This is a genomic window from Brevibacterium yomogidense, from assembly GCF_900163715.1.
In the GTDB taxonomy this organism is placed as follows: Bacteria; Actinomycetota; Actinomycetes; order Actinomycetales; family Brevibacteriaceae; genus Brevibacterium; species Brevibacterium yomogidense_A.
Window position 1 is genome coordinate 225,958 of the sequence record NZ_FWFF01000005.1, and the last position, 18,973, is coordinate 244,930.

General features: G+C 68.8%; 16 protein-coding genes, 1 tRNA gene and 1 pseudogene. 7 read left to right on the forward strand and 11 right to left on the reverse strand.

All coding sequences use genetic code 11. The features are described 5' to 3' along the window. Nucleotides 1-5: 5 nt before the first annotated feature. Nucleotides 6-1,196, reverse strand: a complete 1,191-nt coding sequence (locus FM105_RS04810) for a trans-sulfuration enzyme family protein (RefSeq protein ID WP_087005570.1) — start codon at nucleotides 1,194-1,196, stop codon at nucleotides 6-8. A 73-nt stretch (nucleotides 1,197-1,269) separates the two neighbouring features. Here FM105_RS04810 and FM105_RS04815 point away from each other — a divergent pair, with 73 nt between their 5' ends. Further along, entirely contained in the window at nucleotides 1,270-2,658 is a 1,389-nt protein-coding gene (locus FM105_RS04815) for an SLC13 family permease (protein WP_087005573.1), read from the forward strand. Nucleotides 2,659-2,679: 21 nt separating this feature from the next. Here the strand turns inward: FM105_RS04815 and FM105_RS04820 are convergent, their stop codons facing one another. From FM105_RS04820 to FM105_RS04830, 3 genes are read right to left on the reverse strand one after another with little or no spacing between them, the layout of a single operon-like run. Further along, complete coding sequence (locus FM105_RS04820) at nucleotides 2,680-3,255, reverse strand: GNAT family N-acetyltransferase (protein WP_087005575.1); 576 nt, start codon at nucleotides 3,253-3,255, stop codon at nucleotides 2,680-2,682. 13 nt (nucleotides 3,256-3,268) lie between these two features. Continuing rightward, on the reverse strand, nucleotides 3,269-4,303 hold the full coding sequence (locus FM105_RS04825) for an ornithine cyclodeaminase family protein (RefSeq protein ID WP_087005578.1): 1,035 nt from the start codon (nucleotides 4,301-4,303) through the stop codon (nucleotides 3,269-3,271). Then, complete coding sequence (locus FM105_RS04830) at nucleotides 4,300-4,698, reverse strand: DUF488 domain-containing protein (RefSeq protein WP_087005581.1); 399 nt, start codon at nucleotides 4,696-4,698, stop codon at nucleotides 4,300-4,302. Before FM105_RS04830 ends, FM105_RS04825 begins: the two co-directional genes overlap by 4 nt. A gap of 161 nt (nucleotides 4,699-4,859) precedes the next feature. Here FM105_RS04830 and FM105_RS04835 point away from each other — a divergent pair, with 161 nt between their 5' ends. Beyond that, the gene (locus FM105_RS04835) at nucleotides 4,860-6,326 is read left to right on the forward strand and encodes an NAD-dependent succinate-semialdehyde dehydrogenase (RefSeq protein ID WP_087005584.1); all 1,467 of its coding nucleotides are present in this window, start codon (nucleotides 4,860-4,862) and stop codon (nucleotides 6,324-6,326) included. A gap of 130 nt (nucleotides 6,327-6,456) precedes the next feature. Here the strand turns inward: FM105_RS04835 and FM105_RS04840 are convergent, their stop codons facing one another. The 3 genes from FM105_RS04840 to galU form a co-directional block, all read right to left on the reverse strand. Further along, nucleotides 6,457-8,358 carry a hypothetical protein gene (locus tag FM105_RS04840; protein WP_087005587.1) on the reverse strand — a complete coding sequence of 634 codons (1,902 nt, stop codon included), beginning with the start codon at nucleotides 8,356-8,358 and terminating at the stop codon, nucleotides 6,457-6,459. Between the two features lie 198 nt (nucleotides 8,359-8,556). Continuing rightward, entirely contained in the window at nucleotides 8,557-9,210 is a 654-nt protein-coding gene (locus tag FM105_RS04845; RefSeq protein ID WP_087005589.1) for a GNAT family N-acetyltransferase, read from the reverse strand. A gap of 23 nt (nucleotides 9,211-9,233) precedes the next feature. Next, nucleotides 9,234-10,145: a UTP--glucose-1-phosphate uridylyltransferase GalU gene (galU, locus tag FM105_RS04850; protein WP_087005592.1), complete on the reverse strand. Its 912-nt coding sequence runs from the start codon at nucleotides 10,143-10,145 to the stop codon at nucleotides 9,234-9,236. A 15-nt stretch (nucleotides 10,146-10,160) separates the two neighbouring features. Between galU and FM105_RS04855 the strand changes: the two genes are divergently transcribed. Beyond that, entirely contained in the window at nucleotides 10,161-10,877 is a 717-nt protein-coding gene (locus FM105_RS04855) for a 5-formyltetrahydrofolate cyclo-ligase (RefSeq protein ID WP_087005596.1), read from the forward strand. 60 nt (nucleotides 10,878-10,937) lie between these two features. Continuing rightward, nucleotides 10,938-11,033 (forward strand): annotated as a pseudogene (locus FM105_RS14995) (FmdB family zinc ribbon protein); the annotation flags it as partial. A gap of 62 nt (nucleotides 11,034-11,095) precedes the next feature. On the opposite strand, the gene FM105_RS15000 reads toward FM105_RS14995, so the two are convergent. Continuing rightward, complete coding sequence (locus FM105_RS15000) at nucleotides 11,096-11,290, reverse strand: hypothetical protein (protein ID WP_306298561.1); 195 nt, start codon at nucleotides 11,288-11,290, stop codon at nucleotides 11,096-11,098. A gap of 122 nt (nucleotides 11,291-11,412) precedes the next feature. On the opposite strand from FM105_RS15000, the gene FM105_RS04865 reads away from it, so the two are divergent. Next, nucleotides 11,413-12,087 carry an SAF domain-containing protein gene (locus FM105_RS04865; protein ID WP_087005602.1) on the forward strand — a complete coding sequence of 225 codons (675 nt, stop codon included), beginning with the start codon at nucleotides 11,413-11,415 and terminating at the stop codon, nucleotides 12,085-12,087. 317 nt (nucleotides 12,088-12,404) lie between these two features. Then, nucleotides 12,405-12,851, forward strand: a complete 447-nt coding sequence (mscL, locus tag FM105_RS04870; protein WP_087005604.1) for a large conductance mechanosensitive channel protein MscL — start codon at nucleotides 12,405-12,407, stop codon at nucleotides 12,849-12,851. A gap of 172 nt (nucleotides 12,852-13,023) precedes the next feature. On the opposite strand, the gene FM105_RS04875 is transcribed toward mscL, so the two are convergent. Together FM105_RS04875 and FM105_RS04880 are read right to left on the reverse strand one after the other, a co-directional pair. After that, complete coding sequence (locus FM105_RS04875) at nucleotides 13,024-13,302, reverse strand: hypothetical protein (protein ID WP_087005607.1); 279 nt, start codon at nucleotides 13,300-13,302, stop codon at nucleotides 13,024-13,026. 5 nt (nucleotides 13,303-13,307) lie between these two features. Continuing rightward, nucleotides 13,308-18,122, reverse strand: coding sequence for a DUF4011 domain-containing protein (locus tag FM105_RS04880; RefSeq protein ID WP_143275823.1), 4,815 nt, complete (start codon nucleotides 18,120-18,122; stop codon nucleotides 13,308-13,310). 202 nt (nucleotides 18,123-18,324) lie between these two features. On the opposite strand from FM105_RS04880, the gene FM105_RS04885 reads away from it, so the two are divergent. Next, nucleotides 18,325-18,400 (forward strand) — tRNA-Arg (locus FM105_RS04885). Between the two features lie 173 nt (nucleotides 18,401-18,573). Here FM105_RS04885 and FM105_RS04890 read toward each other — a convergent pair. Then, a complete protein-coding gene (locus FM105_RS04890; protein ID WP_087005613.1) occupies nucleotides 18,574-18,879 on the reverse strand; it encodes a helix-turn-helix transcriptional regulator in 306 nt (101 codons plus the stop codon). Between the last annotated feature and the right edge of the window lie 94 nt (nucleotides 18,880-18,973).

The following is an 18,973-nucleotide window of genomic DNA, read 5'->3' on the forward strand; positions in this document are numbered from 1 at the left end:
CTAGTTCAGGCGACTCCCCCGGTCACCGCCTCGAGCGCCTCCTCCAGGTCGGTCCAGAGGTCCTCGACGTCCTCGATGCCCACGCTCAGGCGCACGAGGCCCTCCGGGACGGTCTCCGGCTCCGCCGTGTGCCGACGACGGCGCTCGAGGAGGCTCTCCACCCCGCCCAGGCTGGTGGCGGGCGTCCACAGTCGGCAGGCGTCGACGAGTGCATCCGCCGCCTCCGTCGATCCCACGTCGATCGCGATGATGGCCCCGAAGCCGTCCATCTGCGCGGCCGCGCGCTCATGGCCGGGATCGGCGGGCAGGCCGGGGAAGCGTGTCGCCTGCACGGCAGGATGGGCTGCGAGCCGCTCCGCGAGGATCTGGGCATTCTGTCCGGAGCGCTCCACGCGCAACGCGAGGGTGCGCAGGCCGCGCAGTGCCAGCCACACGTCGAACGGACCGGCGATCGCACCCTGGATCGAACGGTGGTGCAGAAGCAGGTCCCGGACGGGGGCCTCGGCGGGCACGCACGCGCCCAGGACCACGTCCGAGTGCCCGGCGAGGTACTTGGTGACCGAGTGCACGACGACGTCCGCCCCGCTCTCCAGCGGTCGCTGCAGCAGCGGCGTGGCGAACGTGTTGTCCACGACCACGAACGCGCCGTCCGCCTTCGCCCGTTCGACGAGGGCGGGGAGGTCGGCGACCTCGAGCATCGGGTTCGTGGGGGATTCGATCCACAGCATGACGGAACGGTCGTGTCCCAGCGGGGCCTTCGCCTCGGTCGCGCTCCGCACAGCCGCGATGACGGCCTGCGTGTCCTCGATGTCGACCGTCACCAGGTCGAAGCGCCCGGTCCTCGCCGTCTCCTGCGCGCCCAGCAGCGCGCCCTGGTACGTGTGGGTCGGCATGATGACAGTGCCGCCCGGGGCCACGAGGTCGAGTGCCGAGGCGATCGCCGCCAGTCCGGACCCGTAGACGAGCGCGGGCACGTCCGCGCCCTCGAGACGGGCGAGCGCGTCCTCGAACGGATCCCACGTCGGATTCGAGTACCGCCCGTACGCCCGGGCACCGCTCGCGACCTCGCCCGTCCCCACATACGTGGACGACAGCGTGATGGGCGGATTCACGGGGGTGTCCTCGCCGCGGGCCGGCCGGCCCAGGTCGACGACACGTGTGGCGGGGCGATGGTTCTGGGGTGAGGACTTCGGCATATCCCCACAGTAGACCCGGGCTTCCGATAGTCTTCACCCGGCTCGAAACCCCAGACCGTCTCCCCGAGGAACAATGACTGCTCAGATCATCGCCCTGGCGATCTTCATCGCCCTCTTCGCAGTGGGCGCCATCCGCGGTGTGCACATCGGTGTGCTCATGTTCGCGGGTGCGGCGGGCACCGCCCTCCTGCTCACGGATATGCCGCTCGAGGACGTGGTGGGCGGCTTCCCGCTCTCCATCATGGTCCTGCTGGCCGGCGTCACACTCTTCTTCGCGATCGCCCAGCTGAACGGCACGATCGACAAGCTCATCGACCGGGCACTCGCGAAGGTCGGCTCGAACGCCCTGCTGCTGCCGTTCGTCTTCTTCCTCATCACCGCGGCGATCGCCTCGATGGGCGCACCGCTCGCCGGCCTCGTCATGATGCCCGTCGGCATGCAGGTGGCCCGCCGCTACGGCATCGACTACGCACTCATGGGCCTGTCGATGTGCTTCGCGATCGGCGCGGGCGGCTTCGCCCCCACCAGCCTCTACGGCATCGTCACGTACTCGACTGCGCACGGGGCGGGCATCGATCTGGATCCCTTCCTCCTCTTCGCGATCGCCGTCGTGACCTACCTGCTCATGCTCGGCTTCTCGTACTTCGTGTGGGGCTTCAGGAAGTCGGCTCGCACGCCCGAGGCTGTGGCCGCCGGCGTGGGAGCCGGCAGCGGCACACTCACCCGCGGCAGTGCGTCGACGTCGTCCATCGAGTTCGGAGAGGGCGATGATGATGACGCACGCTTCTCCGCAGACGATGTCGACACCGATGGCGACCACTCCCAGAGCTCAGCGTCCGCGCCCTTCACACTCGAGCAGTCCGCGACCGTGCTCGCGATCATCGTGCTGCTGGGCTCCGTCGTCCTCGTCGCGGCCCTGGGCGGCGACCCGGACATCGGCATCCTGTGCTTCGGCCTCTCCTCACTGCTGCTGCTCCTCAAGCCATCGCGCGGCAAGGAGGCGGTCACTCGCATCGACTGGTCGACGGTCCTGCTGGTGGGAGGCATCATCACCTTCGTGAGCGTCCTCCAGGAGATGGGCGCCGTCGACCTCCTGGGCGAGGGTGCGAAGGCGCTGGGCTCGCCGCTCATCGCTGCTTTCGCGCTCTGCCTGGTGGGTGGTCTCGTGTCCGCGTTCGCGTCGACGACCGGCATCCTCGCCGCTCTCGTCCCGCTCGCCCTCCCGCTCGTTGCGGACGGCAGTCTGCCCGGCTGGGCGCTCATCGCGGCGCTGGGCGTCTGCTCCGCCGTCGTCGACGTGTCGCCGTTCTCCACCCTGGGTGCGACCGTCGTCGCGACCGCGCCAGAAGAGGAGAAGCCGCGTCTCACGCGGGTACTCATCCGCTTCGGCATGTCGATGGTCGTGGTGGGACCGGTCCTGCTGGTGGGCGGCCTCGTCGTGCCCACGATGATCGCGGGCTGACGCCCAGCCGACCGCTTCGGCTCAGTTCAGCTGCTTCTCCAGCACGACGAACTCGAGGTCCTCGCGCTGGGGCAGCCCGAACTGCTCCTGCCCGTAGGGGAAGGGCTCGGTCTCACCCGTGAGTGCGAATCCGCGCCGCTCGTAGTAGCTGATGAGCTCTTGGCGCTGCCGGATGACGGTCATCCTCAGCGTCTTCGCTTCCCAGCGTTCCGCGACCGCCTGCTCCGCCGCCGCCATCACCAGCGAGCCGATCCCGCCGCCCTGCCGCTGCGGGGACACCGCGAAGGTGCCGAAGTAGGCGATGCCACAGCCCCTGTCCTCCAGCTGCACGCAGGCGATGGGCGGGGCGGGCGCGTTCCCGGTGGATGCAGTGAGCGCCTCGATGCCCACCCCCTGCCAGAAGAGGAGGACCAGGCTGTCGGTGGCGTCGAGCATGTCGCGCCCCATCGCCTCATCCAGCCGCTGACCGGCCAGCAGGTCTGCCTCCGTCGTCCATCCGGCGCGGGAGTCCTCACCCCGGTACGCGGATTCGACGAGCGCCACGAATGCGGGCACGTCCTCGTGCTGCGCTTCCCTCCAGGTGAGTGCATCGATCATGCGGGTTCCTCCGTCAGTCGTTTCGTCGACCGCGCCAGACCGCGGCCGAGACGACGACATCCTCCCACGACATCCCCGTCGTCACGTTCACGATGGGCCGCCCCGGTGCCGGGTCGGGCGCATCCGCCGTGACGACGTCGCGCAGCGTGAGGACGGACTCCCACGACAGGTGCCCCTCGCGGATCGCGATCCCCACATCGCCGGATTCCGCCTCCGCACTCGCACGGCTCTCCACGATCACCTGCGACCGCCCCATCAGCTCGCCGGGCAGCTCGCGCTGGTGCGCTTCGTGCGCGCCCATGCCGATCACGACTGCGTGATCCGGCACGGCGTCTGCGGACACGACCGGTTCGTCCGATGAGGTGGCTGTCACGATGACGTCCGCCTCACGGATGGCGGCGTCGAGTGCGGGGCCGATGAGGGCCTCGGCGGCGGTGATGCCCTGCTGGGCGGCCAGGTCCCGCAGGGCGGTCGATCGGCCTGCCGTGCGGACGCCATAGGTGACGTGAGTGACCGGCACGACGCTTCGGGCAGCGTCCAGATGCAGACTTCCCTGCACGCCAGTGCCCACGATCACCAGGCGGATGCCGTCCGGGAAGCGTGCGCGGATTGTCTCGGACACCGCGGCGAAGGACAGGGCCGGGGTCCGGAGGTTCGTGAGCGCGGCACCGTCGAGCACCGCCTGCAGCGTGTGCGTCGTGCTGTCGGACAGCAGCACCGCTCCCTGGATGAAGGGCAGCCCGCGGTCCGGATTGCCGGGGGTCAGGGTGAGAACCTTGATGCCGGTGTGGGCGCCCACTTCGGACGGCATGAGGACATAATCGCCGTTCTCCATCGACACACGGGTCCGGATGCGGTCCGACTCCGGGTCGAAGTCGACGACCGCGTCGCGCAGTGCGGAGATCGCGGAGGCGAATCCGACGGACGCGACCTCAGCGGGACCGAGCATGAGGGGCGCGCCGGCTGCCGCCTCGGCGGGTGATCCGAGAGGCTGCGGGTCGACGCGGCGATGCGGGTCCTCTTGTGTCAGAGAGCTGTCGGGTGTCATGCGTCCTCCTTGAGTTCACGAAGGTGATCCGCGAGCACGAGCGCGTGGTTCTCCTCCTCGTCCTTCGCCGCATACAGGAGGACCAGCAGGTCCTTCCCCGACTCCGCGAAGCGGTCGAGCAGATCCTGCGGGGCGTCGGAGCGCCGCAGTTCGGCCTCGTAGGCCTGCGCGAAGTTGTGGAAGGTCAGGTGCCCGCCGTGGAATCGTCGGCGCAGGTCGTCCGACGGTGCGACGTCGCGGTCCCAGTCGTCGTGGCCGAGGTCGGACTTCGCCACGCCCCGCGGCCACAGCCGGTCGACCAGCACTCGGTATCCATCCGGCTGGTCATCGCGGTGCAGCCGGACCGCTGCGATGCCGGCGGTGTCGTCGATCTCCGTCGTCTCGTCGTCGCTCATGCACCCACGCTACTCGGGCCGGCGACAACCGGCGAGTGTGACGGCTGGATGTGAAGGCTGGGTGTGAAGGCTGGGTGCTGAGACAGGCTCGGACAGTGTGGTCCAGGGCACGTAGACTGGCGCCCGTCCGGAACTTACCGTCCAAACTAGGAGGAGACGACGTGGATCTGACTCCGATCATCGAGAAGCTCAAGACCGGGCTGTTCATCAACGGCCAGTGGCGCGACGCCGAAGGCGGCCGCACGCTGGAGGTCCGCAATCCCGCGAACGGATCTGTCATCACGACGATCGCCGACGCGTCCGAGGCCGATGCGCTCGACGCCATCAACGCCGCACGGGATGCACAGGCCGGTTGGGCGGCGACCGCTCCGCGTGAGCGCGCGGAGATCCTCCGCCGCGCCTTCGACCTGCTGCACGAGCGCGCCGACGACATCGCGGCCATCATGACTGCGGAGATGGGCAAGCCGCTCGCCGAATCGAAGGGCGAGGTGGCCTACGGCGCCGAATTCTTCCGCTGGTTCTCCGAGGAGGCCGTCCGCGTGAGCGGCGACTTCGTGCAGTCCACAGACGGCAAGAACCGCCTCATGATCTCCAAGGAGCCCGTGGGCCCCTGCGTGCTCATCACACCGTGGAACTTCCCGCTGGCGATGGGCACGCGCAAGATCGGGCCCGCGATCGCCGCCGGCTGCACGATGGTGCTCAAGCCCGCACAGCTCACCCCGCTCACGTCGTTCATGCTCGTCGAGGCACTGCGCGACGCCGGTCTGCCCGATGGTGTCCTCAACGTCGTGACCTCCTCCTCCGCACGTCGGGTCGTCACCCCGTGGATGGAATCCGGCATCGCCCGCAAGATCTCCTTCACCGGGTCGACCGAGGTCGGCGTCAACCTCATGAAGCAGGCTGCGGAGAGCGTCATGAAGACGTCGATGGAGCTGGGCGGCAACGCACCGTTCCTCGTCATGGACGATGCGGACATCGACGCGGCCGTCGAAGGTGCAGTGCTCGCGAAGATGCGCAACAACGGCGAGGCCTGCACCGCCGCGAACCGCCTCTACGTGCAGAAGCCGGTGGCCGAGGAGTTCTCGCGCAAGCTCGCGGAGCGCATCGGCTCCATGAAGGTGGGCGACGGCCTGGTCGACGGCACCCAGGTGGGACCGCTCGTCGACCAGGACCAGCTGGACAAGGTCGCGGAACTCGTCGACCAGGCGGTGGGCGCCGGTGCGACGGTGCTCACCGGCGGCAAGAAGGTCGAGGGCGACGGCTTCTTCTTCGCCCCGACCGTCCTGACAGACATCCCGGAGGACGCCACGCTGCGCGTGGAGGAGATCTTCGGGCCGGTCGCCCCCATCGTCACGTTCGAGACGGACGACGAAGCGATCGAACTGGCGAACGGCACCGAGTACGGCCTGGCCGCCTACCTCTTCAGCACGGACCTCCAGCGCTCGCTGGACCTCTCGGAGCGGATCGAGGCCGGCATGATCGGTCTCAACACCGGCCTGGTCTCCAACCCGGCGGCGCCGTTCGGCGGCGTCAAGCACTCCGGGCTGGGCCGTGAAGGCGGCACCTCCGGCATCGACGAGTACCTCGAGACGAAGTACGTCGCAGTGCCCCGCACCAACGCGAAGTGATACCCACAGCCTCCTGATCGGCGCAGCGCCTCGTGATCGGCGCAGCGCCAGAGGCATGAAGAAGGCCCCGCCCACGTGGAATCACGTGGGCGGGGCCTTCTTCGCTGTGTGCTCAGGCTCCGCAGTGCGTTCAGGCGCGACGGCGGGCGAGGATGTCGCCCAGTTGTGCGGGCTGCTCCGCGGCCGGAGAGGCGCTGCGACCACGGCTGCTGCCGCTGCCGCGGATGGCCGCACGACCGTGGCCCAGAGGCCCGTCCGAGCCCGTGGCCCTCTCAGTCTCAGCCTTCGTCGACTGCACGCTCTCCTCACGCGCCGCGTCTGCGAGCGCAGGACGGTAGCCGAGCTCCTCGGCGAACTGCGCGGCGAGCGATTCGTGGTTCGTGGGTGCCAGCGAGTAGGAGGATGCGTCGGCGACGACCGGCGAGGGCTCGTCCCTTTCGGCGACGGGCGCGTCCACGTAGGAGGGCGTCGGCAGGACGGACGGTGTCCACTCCCCCGGCGCGCGCCTGCGTGCCAGCGATTCGGCGATGGTCGGCGCCTCCGGCTCCGGCAGCGCCGAGGCCGCGAAGATCGACCGCGTGCGGCTCGTGGCGGTGTGCTGGGCAGAGGTGCCTGTCTCAGATGTGTCAGCCTCAGAGGTGTCGGACTCGAACGTGTCAGACCCAGACGTGTCAGCCTCGGACGCGTCCGCAGGAGCCTGCACATCATTCGCAGGCTCTGAGGTCACGTGCTCTGCGCGCGTCGACGCAGTCTCTGCCTTCTCAGCCGGAGTCGGCTCTGCTTCTGCTTGTGCGCCCTCTGTCTGTGTGCCTTCTGCCTGTGCGTCGTCAGCCTGTGATTCCCCTGCGGCGGCGGCTTCGCGGACGACGGGGATGTCCGCGGTGATGGGCTCTTCCACCTCGATCACAGTGCGCGCCGCAGCGGGCGCAGCGGCGTGCTTCTGCGGAGCCGGACGCTCGGTCGCAGCCGGACGCGCCGGCGAGGTGGAGCGAGTACGAGGAGCTGCGGGGGCCTCGGCGGTCATGCCGCGACGCAGGACCCTGATCTCCTTGTTGAGAGCGCGCACCAGACCGAGGCAGGCGAGCCCCAGCGCTGCGGTGACGACCGGCACGCCCCAGGGCATCGATCCGAAGGCGACGAAGCCCACGAAGACGAGCGTCAGCAGTGCCAGGCCCATCAGGGCGAGGCCGCAGAAGGGCAGCACTGCCCTGAGCGTGCGCACGCGCTTCCGTGCAGATGCGTCCATCGTCGGACGAGCGGGACCGGGGCGGTGGCTGCCTCCGCGCGCACCGTGGTGCGTGTGGGGACGAGGCCCGGCTGCAGTCGACGGGCGAGACGACGAGCCGGACCCCGAGCGTCCCGAGGAGGGCTGTGCGAGGCGTGCGCGGATGTCCGCGGGGAGCGCGCTCGGCATGCGCTCGGCGGCCGCATCCACACGTCGAGGAGCGGGGCGGTGCGAGGAGTTCATGGGAAGGTCCATCGTTTCGTGATCAGTGGATCCAGCGGATCCTGCGGTGGCGACGACTGTCGCGCCCGCGGGGGCGAAGGCGAGGACGTCCGCTGTGCCGGTGGCACTGCGGACGGCGGAGGATGTCGGAGCGGAGAGATCGAGCGGAGCGGACTGCCCCACCGCCATCGGCAGGGCTGCTGCGTCGCTCTCCCATCCCGGTGGGGCGTGGGTGTCCGTGTCGACCCGGTGGTCCGGACGCCTGTCCGAACCGGTGCGCGGCGTATGAGACCCGCCGACCACTTCCAGTGCGGGACCCTCCGTGCGGAGGCTCAGCCGCGGTGCTGCCCGTGAGGTCTCCACGTCCGGCACCGGCAGGTCGATCCCCGCCGGGTGCGAATCGCCCCGCAGAAGATGTGGGCGCGAATCGTCCGTCGTGCAACGCGGGGTGCGGTCGACGTCGACGGTCTGTGCCCGTTCCGGAAGCCGCTCCTCATGCTTCTCAGCGCTGCGCTTGAGGATTGCGGGCACGATGACGGCAAACAGCACTACTGCGAGAAGCAGGAAGGCGATGCTCGTGTCCACGGTCCAACCTTAGATTCGCAGGCGCGGTCACGATCGGATCACCACCCGCGTGTCTCTGATGTTTTCGCTGGAAGTGTCACCGAAGTGCCCCGCCCGCCCGGATCTCGTGCGATTCGGGAGCATTCGACTGAGAAACGGTCCGACTCTGAACCGATCCGGGTCGAGGTCAGTCCGACTCCGGATCAGTCAGACTCAGAATCAGTCTGAGTCGCCCTCATCGACCGGGTCTCCCCCGCCCGCCAGCAGACCACCGTTGAGCCCCTGGTCCTGGGAGTACCAGTCCATGAGTCCGAACGGGACGTCCTCGCTCAGCAGACTGAACACGCGATGGTCCCGCCAGTCGCCGCCGATGTGCATGTAGCGCTCCCGCATACCCTCGTCGCGGAAGCCCAGCTTCTCCACCACCCGCAGACTCGCCGCGTTCTCCGGCCGGATCGCGACCTCCATCCGGTGCAGTCCTGCGGCGAAGCAGTGGTCGGTCGCCAGCGAGACCGCAATGGGCATGCAGCCACGGCCTGCGACTCGCCGATCGATCCAGTAGCCCAGGCTCGCGGACGCCAGGGACCCCCACTGGAAGCCTGAGACCGTGAGCTGCCCGCGGAAGCGGCCGTCCAGCTGCAGCGCGAACGGAAGCGAACGCCCTTCGCGACCGCTGCGCGCGGACATGCTGCGGACCTCCGCGAAATCGGGAGCGCGCCACGTGGGGTCCGGGACAGTCGCCTCCCACGGACGCAGCCAGTCGGCATTGGCCCGGCGGACCTCGACGTACTCGCGACGGTCGCTGCGGCGCAGCGGGCGCAGCAGCAGAGGCCCCCAGCTCAGCTCAGCCGGCCACATCCTGTCACCGGCCATCTGCGCAGCGCTCGCCGGCGGGCTCAGTCGTCGAGGCCCGCAACGAACTCCTTCAGCCACCCGCGGAGGTCGGCTCCCAGGTCCTCACGGCGGCTGGCGAGCTGGATCACCGCCTGGATGTACGCGAGCTTGTCCCCGGTGTCGTAGCGATCACCGGTGAACACGACTCCGTAGACGCCCTGCTCCGATGAGCTCGCAAGGTCCTTGAGCGCGTCCGTCAGCTGAATCTCGTCGCCGCGGCCCGGCGCGGTCCGGTGCAGCACCGGGAAGATCTCCGGCGCCAGCACGTATCGGCCGATCACCGCGAGGTTCGACGGCGCGTCTTCGGGAGCCGGCTTCTCCACGAGATCGGTGATCTTGACGACGCCGCCCGTGCCCGTCTGCTCGACTGCCGCGCAGCCGTACATGTTGATCGATTCGTGCGGGACCTCCATGAGTGCCACGACGCACCCACCGGTCTTCTCGTACACGTCGATCATCGTCGGCAGGATCGGGCTGCGCTCGTCGATGAGGTCATCGCCCAGCAGCACGGCGAAGGGCTCGTGGCCCACGTGCTGCTCGCCCTTGAGGACCGCGTGTCCCAGCCCCAGCGGGTCGCCCTGGCGGACGAAGTGGATGTCTGCGAGCTCGGAGGACTCGCGGATCAGTTCGAGCTTCTTCTCGTCGCCCTTCGCCCGCAGTGCCGCTTCGAGACCGTCGACGCGGTCGAAGTGGTCCTCCAGCGGCCGCTTGTTGCGTCCGGTCACCATGAGGATGTCGGTGAGCCCGGCGTGCACCGCCTCTTCCACGACGTATTGGATCGCCGGCTTGTCGACGACGGGAAGCATCTCTTTGGGGGTCGCCTTCGTCGCCGGCAGGAATCGCGTGCCCAGTCCAGCGACGGGGACGACGGCCTTGCGCACCGCTGCGGTTTCGTTCTTCGACATGCTGGTCATTCTAAGCTGGAGACGATGAACAGTTCAGGCACTTCTGCAAAATCCGCTCTGAGAGCGTCGATCCGAGCGCGGCGCACCGCCCGGATCGACGCGTCGCGCGCGGATTCCGGAGGTGCTCCCGCCCTCTATGCGGAGCATGTCGCCAAGCTCGTCCGCGCGGTGCGGCCCGCCGCTGTCGTGGGCTATGCGGCGCTACCGGGCGAGCCGAGCCTCGATGCCGCGCTCACAGCGCTCCTCGACTCGCAGACCCCTGTCCTCCTCCCCGCCACGCGGAAGGGCGAGCCCCTGCAGCTCGGGCACGTCACCGGCCCCCTCGACGATCTTCCCCGCGGCACCTGGGGCATCCGGGAGCCGGACCGCACCCTGCCCGCGCCCGAGGCCCTGGCCCGGGCCGCAGATACCGCTGCGGCTGGTGCTGGTGTCGGTGCGGGTGCTGGTGCTGGTGCTGGTGCTGCGCCGATCCTGGTGCTCGTTCCGGGCCTGGCCTACGACACCCGCGGGGTCCGCCTGGGCAACGGGGGCGGGTTCTACGACCGGACCTTCGGCCCGCAGGGTCAGTTCGCGGGGGGCGTCGCAGACGGCGTCCTGGCACCGCTGCGAGCGCGCCTGCGCTTCGTGGGTGTCTGCTGGGACGACGAGCGCACCGACGACCTGCCGCGGGCCGCATGGGACCTCACAGTCGGAGCGGTGCTCACCGAATCCGGCCTTCATCGCGTGACTTCCGACACCTGACGCTCCGTCCGGAAGACGGGAGCACTATCATTCAGAGGGTCCCTGTCGCGAAAGGTCACAATGCCCACCTACTCTTACCGCTGCAAGAACTGCGATCACGCGTTCGACATCCACCAGAGCTTCTCCGACGATGCGCTGACAGCCTGCCCGTCATGCGGCGAGGAGCGGCTGCGGAAGGTGTTCGGCTCCGTGGGCGTCAGCTTCAAGGGGTCCGGCTTCTACGCGACCGATTCCCGCTCGAGCAGCAGCGCCAGCACTCCTGGATCGTCCGACGCGTCCTCCTCGTCGTCGGCATCGGAGTCGACCTCATCGGCCGCCGCGTCGTCCTCGACGTCCGGATCGTCAGAATCCAGCGGTGCCGCGGCGACGACCTCGGCGGCTTCCGCCCCGGCCGCAAGCTGACAGCAGAGCACGCGCGGCACAATCAGCCGCAGCAGCACCACTAGCGGTCACAGGTTCGCATCCAGGGGCGGTCTCCATCCACAGATGGGGGCCGCCCCTGGCGGACCGTGACCAGTCCCGGCACAGTCGGAGCATGGACGTCCTCTCCACGCTGCGCACCGGACTCAGTCGGCCACGAGCACTGCTGGTCCGCATCCCCGCACGCCCTGCGGGGGTCGCGCTCCTCTGCGCGGCCACCGTGCTCGGGGCCTGGACGATCGTGCCGCGCACCGGGACGGAGTCCGTGCTCGTCGCTGCGCACGACCTGTCACCCGGCACTGCTCTGCAGGCAGGCGACGTGCGCGTCGCCGACTATCCCCCGGAGCTCGCGCCCGCAGGCGCGCTCACGGAGTCCTCGGCCGTCGACGGAGCCGTGGCCGGCGGAGCCATCGCGTCCGGCACTCCCCTGACCTCGGCGTCACTCGTCGGACCCGACTCCGGGCTCCGCCCGGAGGGCACGGTCCTCGTCCCCACCGTGTTCGGCGATTCCCAAGCGGTCTCCGTCATCCGCCCGGGCCATCGCCTGCGGGTCTACACCGCGAACGATGGAGCCGATGAAGCAGGCGCAGATACGGACGACGCAGACCTCCCCGGAGCAGCGGGCGGCACCGACGCCCTTCTCGAGGACGCAGTGGTCACCGCCGTGCATACGCCGTCCGGCGGCATGGGGCAGGGCTCGACAGTCGTGACGCTCGCGATCTCCGAGGAGGAGGCCGCGGCACTCGCACGCGAAGCGGGCTCGTACCTGAGCTTCGCGCTCCTCAACTGAGCGTTCGGCAGGGGCCCGTCATTCCTCCGCCACGCCCTGAGGTCCCCGTGATCATGCGGCTTCCCTGTGATCCGAGGCCCCGTGATCATGCGGCTTCCGTGTGACGTCTCACACGAGAGATGCTCAGATGCTTTGCACACGTGATCAACATGTGTAGTCTCGATCCTCGCAGTACTGTAGAAAGCGCTGAGCCCTGTCATGGACGTGATCGTCAGCTCCGGCGCCGCTCCGTCTCATCGAACACGACGCTGCGAATCACCGCGGGGATCGGCCCTTCAGCCAACTCCGTCGTCGCAGTCGCGAAAGGATCACCCGAAATGTTCCAAGGCTTCAAGGACTTCATCCTCCGGGGCAATGTCATCGAGCTGGCCACTGCGGTCATCATCGGCGGCGCGTTCACTGCGATCGTCACGGCGATCTCCGACAAGGTCATCAACCCGCTGATCGCCGCGCTCGGCTCCCCGGACATGGGCGGGCTGGGCTTCCGGATCCGCCCCGAGGTCGAGGCGACGTTCGTCGACCTGGGCGCCGTCATCACCGCGGCAGTCAACTTCCTCATCATCGCCGCTGTCGTGTACTTCATCATCATCATGCCGATGAACAAGATCTCCGAGATGCGCAAGCGCGGAGCAGCTGAGGACGACATCCCGCCGACCAGCGAAGAGCTGCTCGCCGAGATCCGCGATCTGCTGTCCAACGGCCGCCAGCTGCAGGTCCCGGACCAGCGCGCCGACGGCGACGATCCCGAGGTCCCTCGCCACTGAGACGGATCCAGCCACTGAGGCTGATCCTGCCACGTCACAGTGGCTCGCTCCATCGCTCATGACTCAGGGCGTGGATGACGTTCACCCGTCATCCACGCCCTGAGTCATTGTCGTGGCCGGCACTCATACGATGCGGCCCTCATCCGACCGCGGCGCTCATACGATGCAGTGCTCACGTGCTGTCGTCGCGTGAGCGAGATGCCTCACTGCGGGGCGGAGCCCAGTGCGGGGGCCTCTCCGCGAGGTGCCGTTCCAGGTCGCTCCGCGGCTGACCCATGGCAGCATCGCCTGGTTCGGGATCGGCCACGTTGCCCATCAGCCGCCGGTAGCGGGCGATGGCGGCCTGCGCAGCGGGACTGAGCTCCCGGGGAGCATTGCCCGACTGCTGAGGCACGCCGTCCGGAGTCGTCGAATCGCTGTTCGGCTTCTTGGGAGCGTTGTCCGCGCCCACGGTCGTCAGTCCCTCGGAGTCGGGGAGTCAGTACCGGGGTCCGCCGCAGGGTCGCCCGCATCCGCCGCGTCCTCTGCCGCTGTGGAGTCAGCCTCGTCGGTAGAACCTGAGGCGTCGGTGGGACCAGAGGCGTCAGGAGAACCTGCTGCGTCAGTGGAATCCGCAGTGTCGGCAGAATCGTCTGTCGTGGCCGCGTCGTCTTCTGCCAGGACATCGGTGTCGTCCGCCGGTTCCTCGGCATCAGCGGTCGCGGCGGTATCCACGGGCTCCGCAGTGGTATCCGCGGGCTCTGCGCCGCTGTCTGCTGCGCCGTCTTCCGGGGAGTGATCCTCCGAGGAATCGGCGTCCGCTGACTGCGTCCATTCCCGCAGACCGGCATCCCGCAGTTCAGCGTGGCGGAGGCTGTCCGTGTCGTACGACGGGATGATCTGGTCGGCCGGGATCGCTTCGGGAGCCGCGTCAGCATCCTGTGCGTCCTCGTCCACGACGGTGCCGGTCGACGGCGTCCGGGCAGCGGCCTCGGCGGCGGCAGCCTGTTCAGCGGCCCGGCGCTGGGCACGGGTCAGCGGAGCGTCCGAGGTCGGATCCGATGGCGCCGAATCCTCGGAGTCCTGCTCCGTCTGCGCTGACGAGGTCGACGCTGCGCGCTTCGAGGCCGCCACCCAGGCGCGATAGGCCTTCACTGCGCTGTCCAGTGCGGACTCGGTCCGAGCGGAGCGCAGCTTCTGCGCCAGCGCGGCGCGCAGCTGCTCCTTGAGGTCCGTGTCGGAGCGGGAGACGCCGTCGGACTGGATCCACTCGATCATCGCGATGAGCTGCTCATCGGTGTACATGTGCATCGGCAGACCGGACGCCACACGCGGGCGGCTGCCCTGACGGTCGACGACGACCGCTGCGGCGCGGGCCGCGTTGAGAAGCGCCTGCGGAGACAGTTCCTCGACCGTCTCCTTCCACGCTTCGAAGAGTCGGTTCGCCTGGCGCTGCGGGTCGACGAATGCATCCGTCGTCCAGATGCGCACGGACCTCCATCCGCGACGTGCCAGCTGTTCGGGGCGCAGGCGCTCCCGCTGGCGGATGCTCTCCGTGTTCGCATACATCGCGCCGTCCGATTCGACGGCGACGACCATGCCGTGGACGGCATCCGCGGAGTTCGCGATCGCCAGGTCGATGCCCTGGTAGTCGAGGTGTGCGAGCACGCCCTTGCGGCTCAGCCGTTCCGCGAGGTCGGTCACGATCGGATCGCCCAGTTCCGCTGCGGGTTCCGTCGCGATCCGGTTGGCCTCTTCGCGGTCACTGCGCACCATCGTGCCGGTGCCGGTCACAGCACCGTATGTGCGCTCCGTCGGTTCACCGCCGGATGCGATCTCGCCGAGCAGGGCGGGCAGCAGCGCTGCGCCGTGGTCCAGCCGCGCGGGGTCGAAGTCATCGGCTTCGAACGCGGACACGACGGTGAGGCGCCTGCGCGCGCGGGTGACCGCGGCCGCCAGCAGCCTGTCGCCTCCGGGCTGGGACAGCGGGCCGAAGGAGTGGATGACGCGTCCGTGCCGAGTGCGGCCGTAGCCCAGGGACAGGATCACGGCGTCGCGATCCATGCCCTGGATCTGCTCGCAGTCCGTGACGACGAACGGCTCCTTGTCCGGGTCCTCGAAGAACGCGGCGACGTAGGGGAACTGTCGGATCGCCTTCTGGATCCCCGCCGCGACGCGCTGCGCGTGCCAGGGCGTCAGCGTGATGACGGCGAGCGACTGGCGCGCACGGGTGCGCGCGTGTCGGATGACGAGGTCGACGACCTTCTCCACTTCGACGTCGAGGCTCTCGACCTGTCCCGTCGCGGTGTCCGGCGAGCCCATCGCGTCGGGGACGTAGGCGAAATCCAGTCCGCTGCCCTCCCCCGTGAGCGCGGTGGGCACCGTGCGGATGTGCCCGTCGTAGAAGTGGCGGTTGGCGAGCTCCACGAGCTCCAGCGGGGAGACCCGGTAGCTGGTGTGCAGGCGGTGCAGCGGCAGGAATTCCGCGAGGTCCTCCCACACGCTCTTCGGCGCCTCCTCCGGCGTGAGCGTCCGCCGGTCGACGGTGACGCTGAAGTCGCGGGGACCCGGCAGGCGCATATCGCCCAGGGCGATGACCTGCTTGGCGCGGGCCAGTGCGGGAAGGACCTCTGAGGTCGTGAGGCGCCCGGCATCCGCCACGATGACGGTGTCGAACAGCGGCATGTCCGCGAAGAGCTCCGGCACCTGGAAGGGCGTCACAGTCCACACGGGGGCCAGGGTCGTGACGATGTCCGGTGCGCGTGCGGTGATCTCTGCGACCGTCGGCCGATCGGACCGCAGGGTGTCGCGCACGATCTGCGCCTGATCGCGTTCGTCCGCGATCGCCCGCTTCCACCTGCGTGCGTGCCCGTAGCGCAGACGGGAGGCGCCGGCGGCGACGTACTGACGGTCTGAAACCCTGTAGTCCGCCGCGATGCGATGGAGGACGGCGCCGTCGTGAGCACCGATCAGTGCGTCTGCACCCGCGAGGTCCTGGAGGATCGTCGCCCACAGCGCCAGATCGAATTCGAGTCCCACGACGTCGTGCGAGACGCGGCGGTCCCGCAGATCGTCGAGCAGCTCACTCAGACCCGCATCGCGCAGCGCATCATCCGTGCGGGTGCGTGCGGGGAGGTCGCTCAGCGACTCGTTCTCTTCGGCGAGCGCCTGCAGGCGCGCTTCGAGCTCCTCGACGAGCATGTCTTCGAGTTCGCCCCCGTCGGGGGTCGTGGCGAGCGTGGGACTGAGCGCAGACAGCTCTGCGGACAGTGCTCGGTACTCGGCGACCGCTTCGGGGATGCCGCGGGGCACCTTGGGGCGGATGTCTCCACCGGCGAGCTCCTTGAGCTCCTTCCGCTGCTGCGAGGCGGCCAGCAGCCCTTCGTGCATATCCGTGACCTGGGCGCCGGGGCGCAGGAATTCGCGAGCAGCCTTCTTCAGCCGGTTGCGCTCGAAGAGGCCCATGTCGCGACCCGCCTGGGCGCGGTACTCAGCGGTGCCGGTGGCGGCGATGAGGTCGCTCAGACTGTGCTCGAAGACGTCCGGGCTGAACACATCGAGGGTCTTCCTGAGCTCCTGCAGCAGCAGGAGCGCACGGCCCCATGCGCCGATGGTGCGTTCGGGGTTCAGACCCGATTCGCGCAGCACGGGCAGCGCGACCCGCGAGAACTCCGGGACCAGCTCGACGGACTTCTTCGCGCGCTCCTGCGCGCGGGTCACTTCGTCACTGGAATCGACGCGCGCACCGAACCAGACGGTGTCGCTCACCTCCATCGTGAATGCGCCCATCCGTGACAGCTCGAGCAGCTGGGTCCGCAGATCCGCACGGTCCTGCGTGGACAGTTCCAAGACGGTGCGGTCGAAGCGCACGCTCGTCGAGGGTCCGGGCCGGACCGCGGTCAATGCGGCCAGTCGCTCCATCACTTCATACGCGGAGACTCCCCACGGTTCGCGGATGCGGTGCAGGGACTCCCCGTGCTCGCGCAGTGCGGCCCGCTGCTCCGAGAGCCGGTCCACCAGTCCGGTGAGCTCCGGCTGCGGCGTGCGCTCCGCGGAGCTGATGAGGCGGATGAGGCTGCGGCGGAGGGCTTCGCCGTCACCGCGGCCGTCGATCGCGAAGCCCTCGAGGCCCGCCTGGGACATCCGCTGCGAGAAGTCGCCCAGCTCGTCCTCGTCCTGCGCCACGAAGAGGACGCTGCGACCGGAATGCGTCAGCGAGGTCGACAGAGCCACGGCCAGCTGGGTCGCGCCCGTGCCGGGAGGGGTGTCGACGACGAGCGACGCACCGTCGAGTGCCGAGTCGACCACGGCCTGCTGGTCGCCGTCGACGTCGATCGCGAGGAACTCTTCGTGCGGAGCACGGTCCGGAAGCGGACGAGGGCCCTGGTCCGCAGGGTCGGACATGTCGATGCGCTCCGTCGGCACACCGTCATCCGTCGCGCCCGAGGCTGTGGACGAGACAGCTGTCGCATCCACGTCCGTCGTTGCGGCCGAGTCTGAGTCTGCATTACCGTCTGCGTCCGGATCTGTGTCCTCGTCCGCCCAGGTGCCGGGCAGTCGGAAGCCGACGCGGGCCTCGGCGTCGCCTGCAAGAGCGCGCAGCAGCGGATGCGCGGCCGGCAGCGATTCAGACGCGTACGGCGCCGTGATGTTCGCGAACGTCGACACGACGAGCCGCTCGTTCACGAGCATGCCCAAGACCGGCCGGGTGAGTGTCCGGAGTCGGTTGAAGACGGGGGCCGGGTCGAAGCCATGCGCCAGCCCGGTCGCCGCGACCCATTCGTCGACGTCGACGATGACGTCGTGCTCCTGCCGCAGGTAGTCCACGAGTGCCGGATTGATGCGGACTTCGTCGGAAAGGCTGATCTCGTAGTCGTCGACGCTGCTGCCGCGCGGCAGCAGGTTCACGTGGCGGAGGATCACGGGAGCCGCGAAGTCTTCGCGCCCGCTGTCCTTCGGCCGATTCCACGACGCGAAGCCGATCGCCAGCTGCGCGGCGGCGATGCCGCGCTGGCGCTGGAGCTGATCCGCCTTGCTGCGGATCGACCGGGCGCGCCTGCGTGCGTCCGAGAGGTGTTCGGGGTCGCGCAGGAGACTGGAGAGCCGCGTCGCGCGGCCCGCGAGCAGCTGGGCGAGGCCGGAGGGGTGGGCGCCGGTCAGATCGATCGATCCGTCGCGAGACTCACGGAAGTGCAGCATCGTGTCGCGACCACCGATCCGGGCAGCCTGAACCCTCCAGTCGACGAACACGTCATCGACTGACGGGGGAAGAGCGGAAGCAGATTCTGACACGGCTCCGACACTACCGGGTCGTACGGACACGGCACGATGCGGCGCACCGAGGAGCGCTGAATTTCCGCGCGACACCTGAGCAGCGGCTCATTCGGCGGGGTATGCCATGCCAGAATCCACCCGAAGCGACGCGGGCCGGGATTCGCGCAGTGGTCGACAAGCAGTAGTATGGCGACGTTCGCGCGCATGAGCCCGCGGGCACGCCCCCGTAGCTCAGGGGATAGAGCACCGCTCTCCTAAAGCGGGTGCCGCGAGTTCGAATCTCGCCGGGGGCGCCATTCTGACCAGCAAATACACAATTGACACAGTAGTGTGCCGCAGTTTCCCTGCCAGCACATCAGAGGTTTACCGGCTGGGCCGAGGAGGCAACGGATACCGCCAACCGTGCTGGCGATCACGCCGAGGGTCGTCGCGATACTGGCGATCAGCGTCCAAGCGGCAATCACGGGGGTCAGGCGACCTGGATGCGCGCATCGCCGGTCACGTATTCGAGCGCAAGGTCGCCGCCGACGGCTTCAAAGTAACCGCGAATGGTGCCGACCTTCGCATTGTCGAGGTCGCCGTGTTCGATCTTTGAAACTTGGCGCTGCGAGACACCGATGCGGTCAGCAAGCTGCTGCTGGGTCAGTCCAGCTTCCTCGCGCAGCTCCCGGAGGCGGAAGGCCCGAACCTCAGCGAGCATCCGCTGTTTGTGCGCCTCGACGTTCTCGCGGTCCACAGGATGCTTGGCGAGGAAATCGTTCAGTTCCATGGCCATGATGGTTACTTTCCTTTCAAAGTGCGCAGGTGGTCGTCGAACAGCTCGTGGGCTGACTCTTATACACATCTGACGCTGCCGACGAAGGCTTAGG

What these genes read in the sequence shown, in the direction of transcription:
- FM105_RS04890 (WP_087005613.1), bottom strand. Translation starts at nt 18,879, where the DNA reads ATGGCCATGGAACTGAACGATTTCCTCGCCAAGCATCCTGTGGACCGC.
- FM105_RS04855 (WP_087005596.1), top strand. Translation starts at nt 10,161, where the DNA reads ATGAACAGTTCAGGCACTTCTGCAAAATCCGCTCTGAGAGCGTCGATC.
- FM105_RS04815 (WP_087005573.1), top strand. Translation starts at nt 1,270, where the DNA reads ATGACTGCTCAGATCATCGCCCTGGCGATCTTCATCGCCCTCTTCGCA.
- FM105_RS04810 (WP_087005570.1), bottom strand. Translation starts at nt 1,196, where the DNA reads ATGCCGAAGTCCTCACCCCAGAACCATCGCCCCGCCACACGTGTCGTC.
- mscL (WP_087005604.1), top strand. Translation starts at nt 12,405, where the DNA reads ATGTTCCAAGGCTTCAAGGACTTCATCCTCCGGGGCAATGTCATCGAG.
- FM105_RS04830 (WP_087005581.1), bottom strand. Translation starts at nt 4,698, where the DNA reads ATGAGCGACGACGAGACGACGGAGATCGACGACACCGCCGGCATCGCA.
- FM105_RS04825 (WP_087005578.1), bottom strand. Translation starts at nt 4,303, where the DNA reads ATGACACCCGACAGCTCTCTGACACAAGAGGACCCGCATCGCCGCGTC.
- FM105_RS04865 (WP_087005602.1), top strand. Translation starts at nt 11,413, where the DNA reads ATGGACGTCCTCTCCACGCTGCGCACCGGACTCAGTCGGCCACGAGCA.
- galU (WP_087005592.1), bottom strand. Translation starts at nt 10,145, where the DNA reads ATGACCAGCATGTCGAAGAACGAAACCGCAGCGGTGCGCAAGGCCGTC.
- FM105_RS04820 (WP_087005575.1), bottom strand. Translation starts at nt 3,255, where the DNA reads ATGATCGATGCACTCACCTGGAGGGAAGCGCAGCACGAGGACGTGCCC.
- FM105_RS04845 (WP_087005589.1), bottom strand. Translation starts at nt 9,210, where the DNA reads ATGGCCGGTGACAGGATGTGGCCGGCTGAGCTGAGCTGGGGGCCTCTG.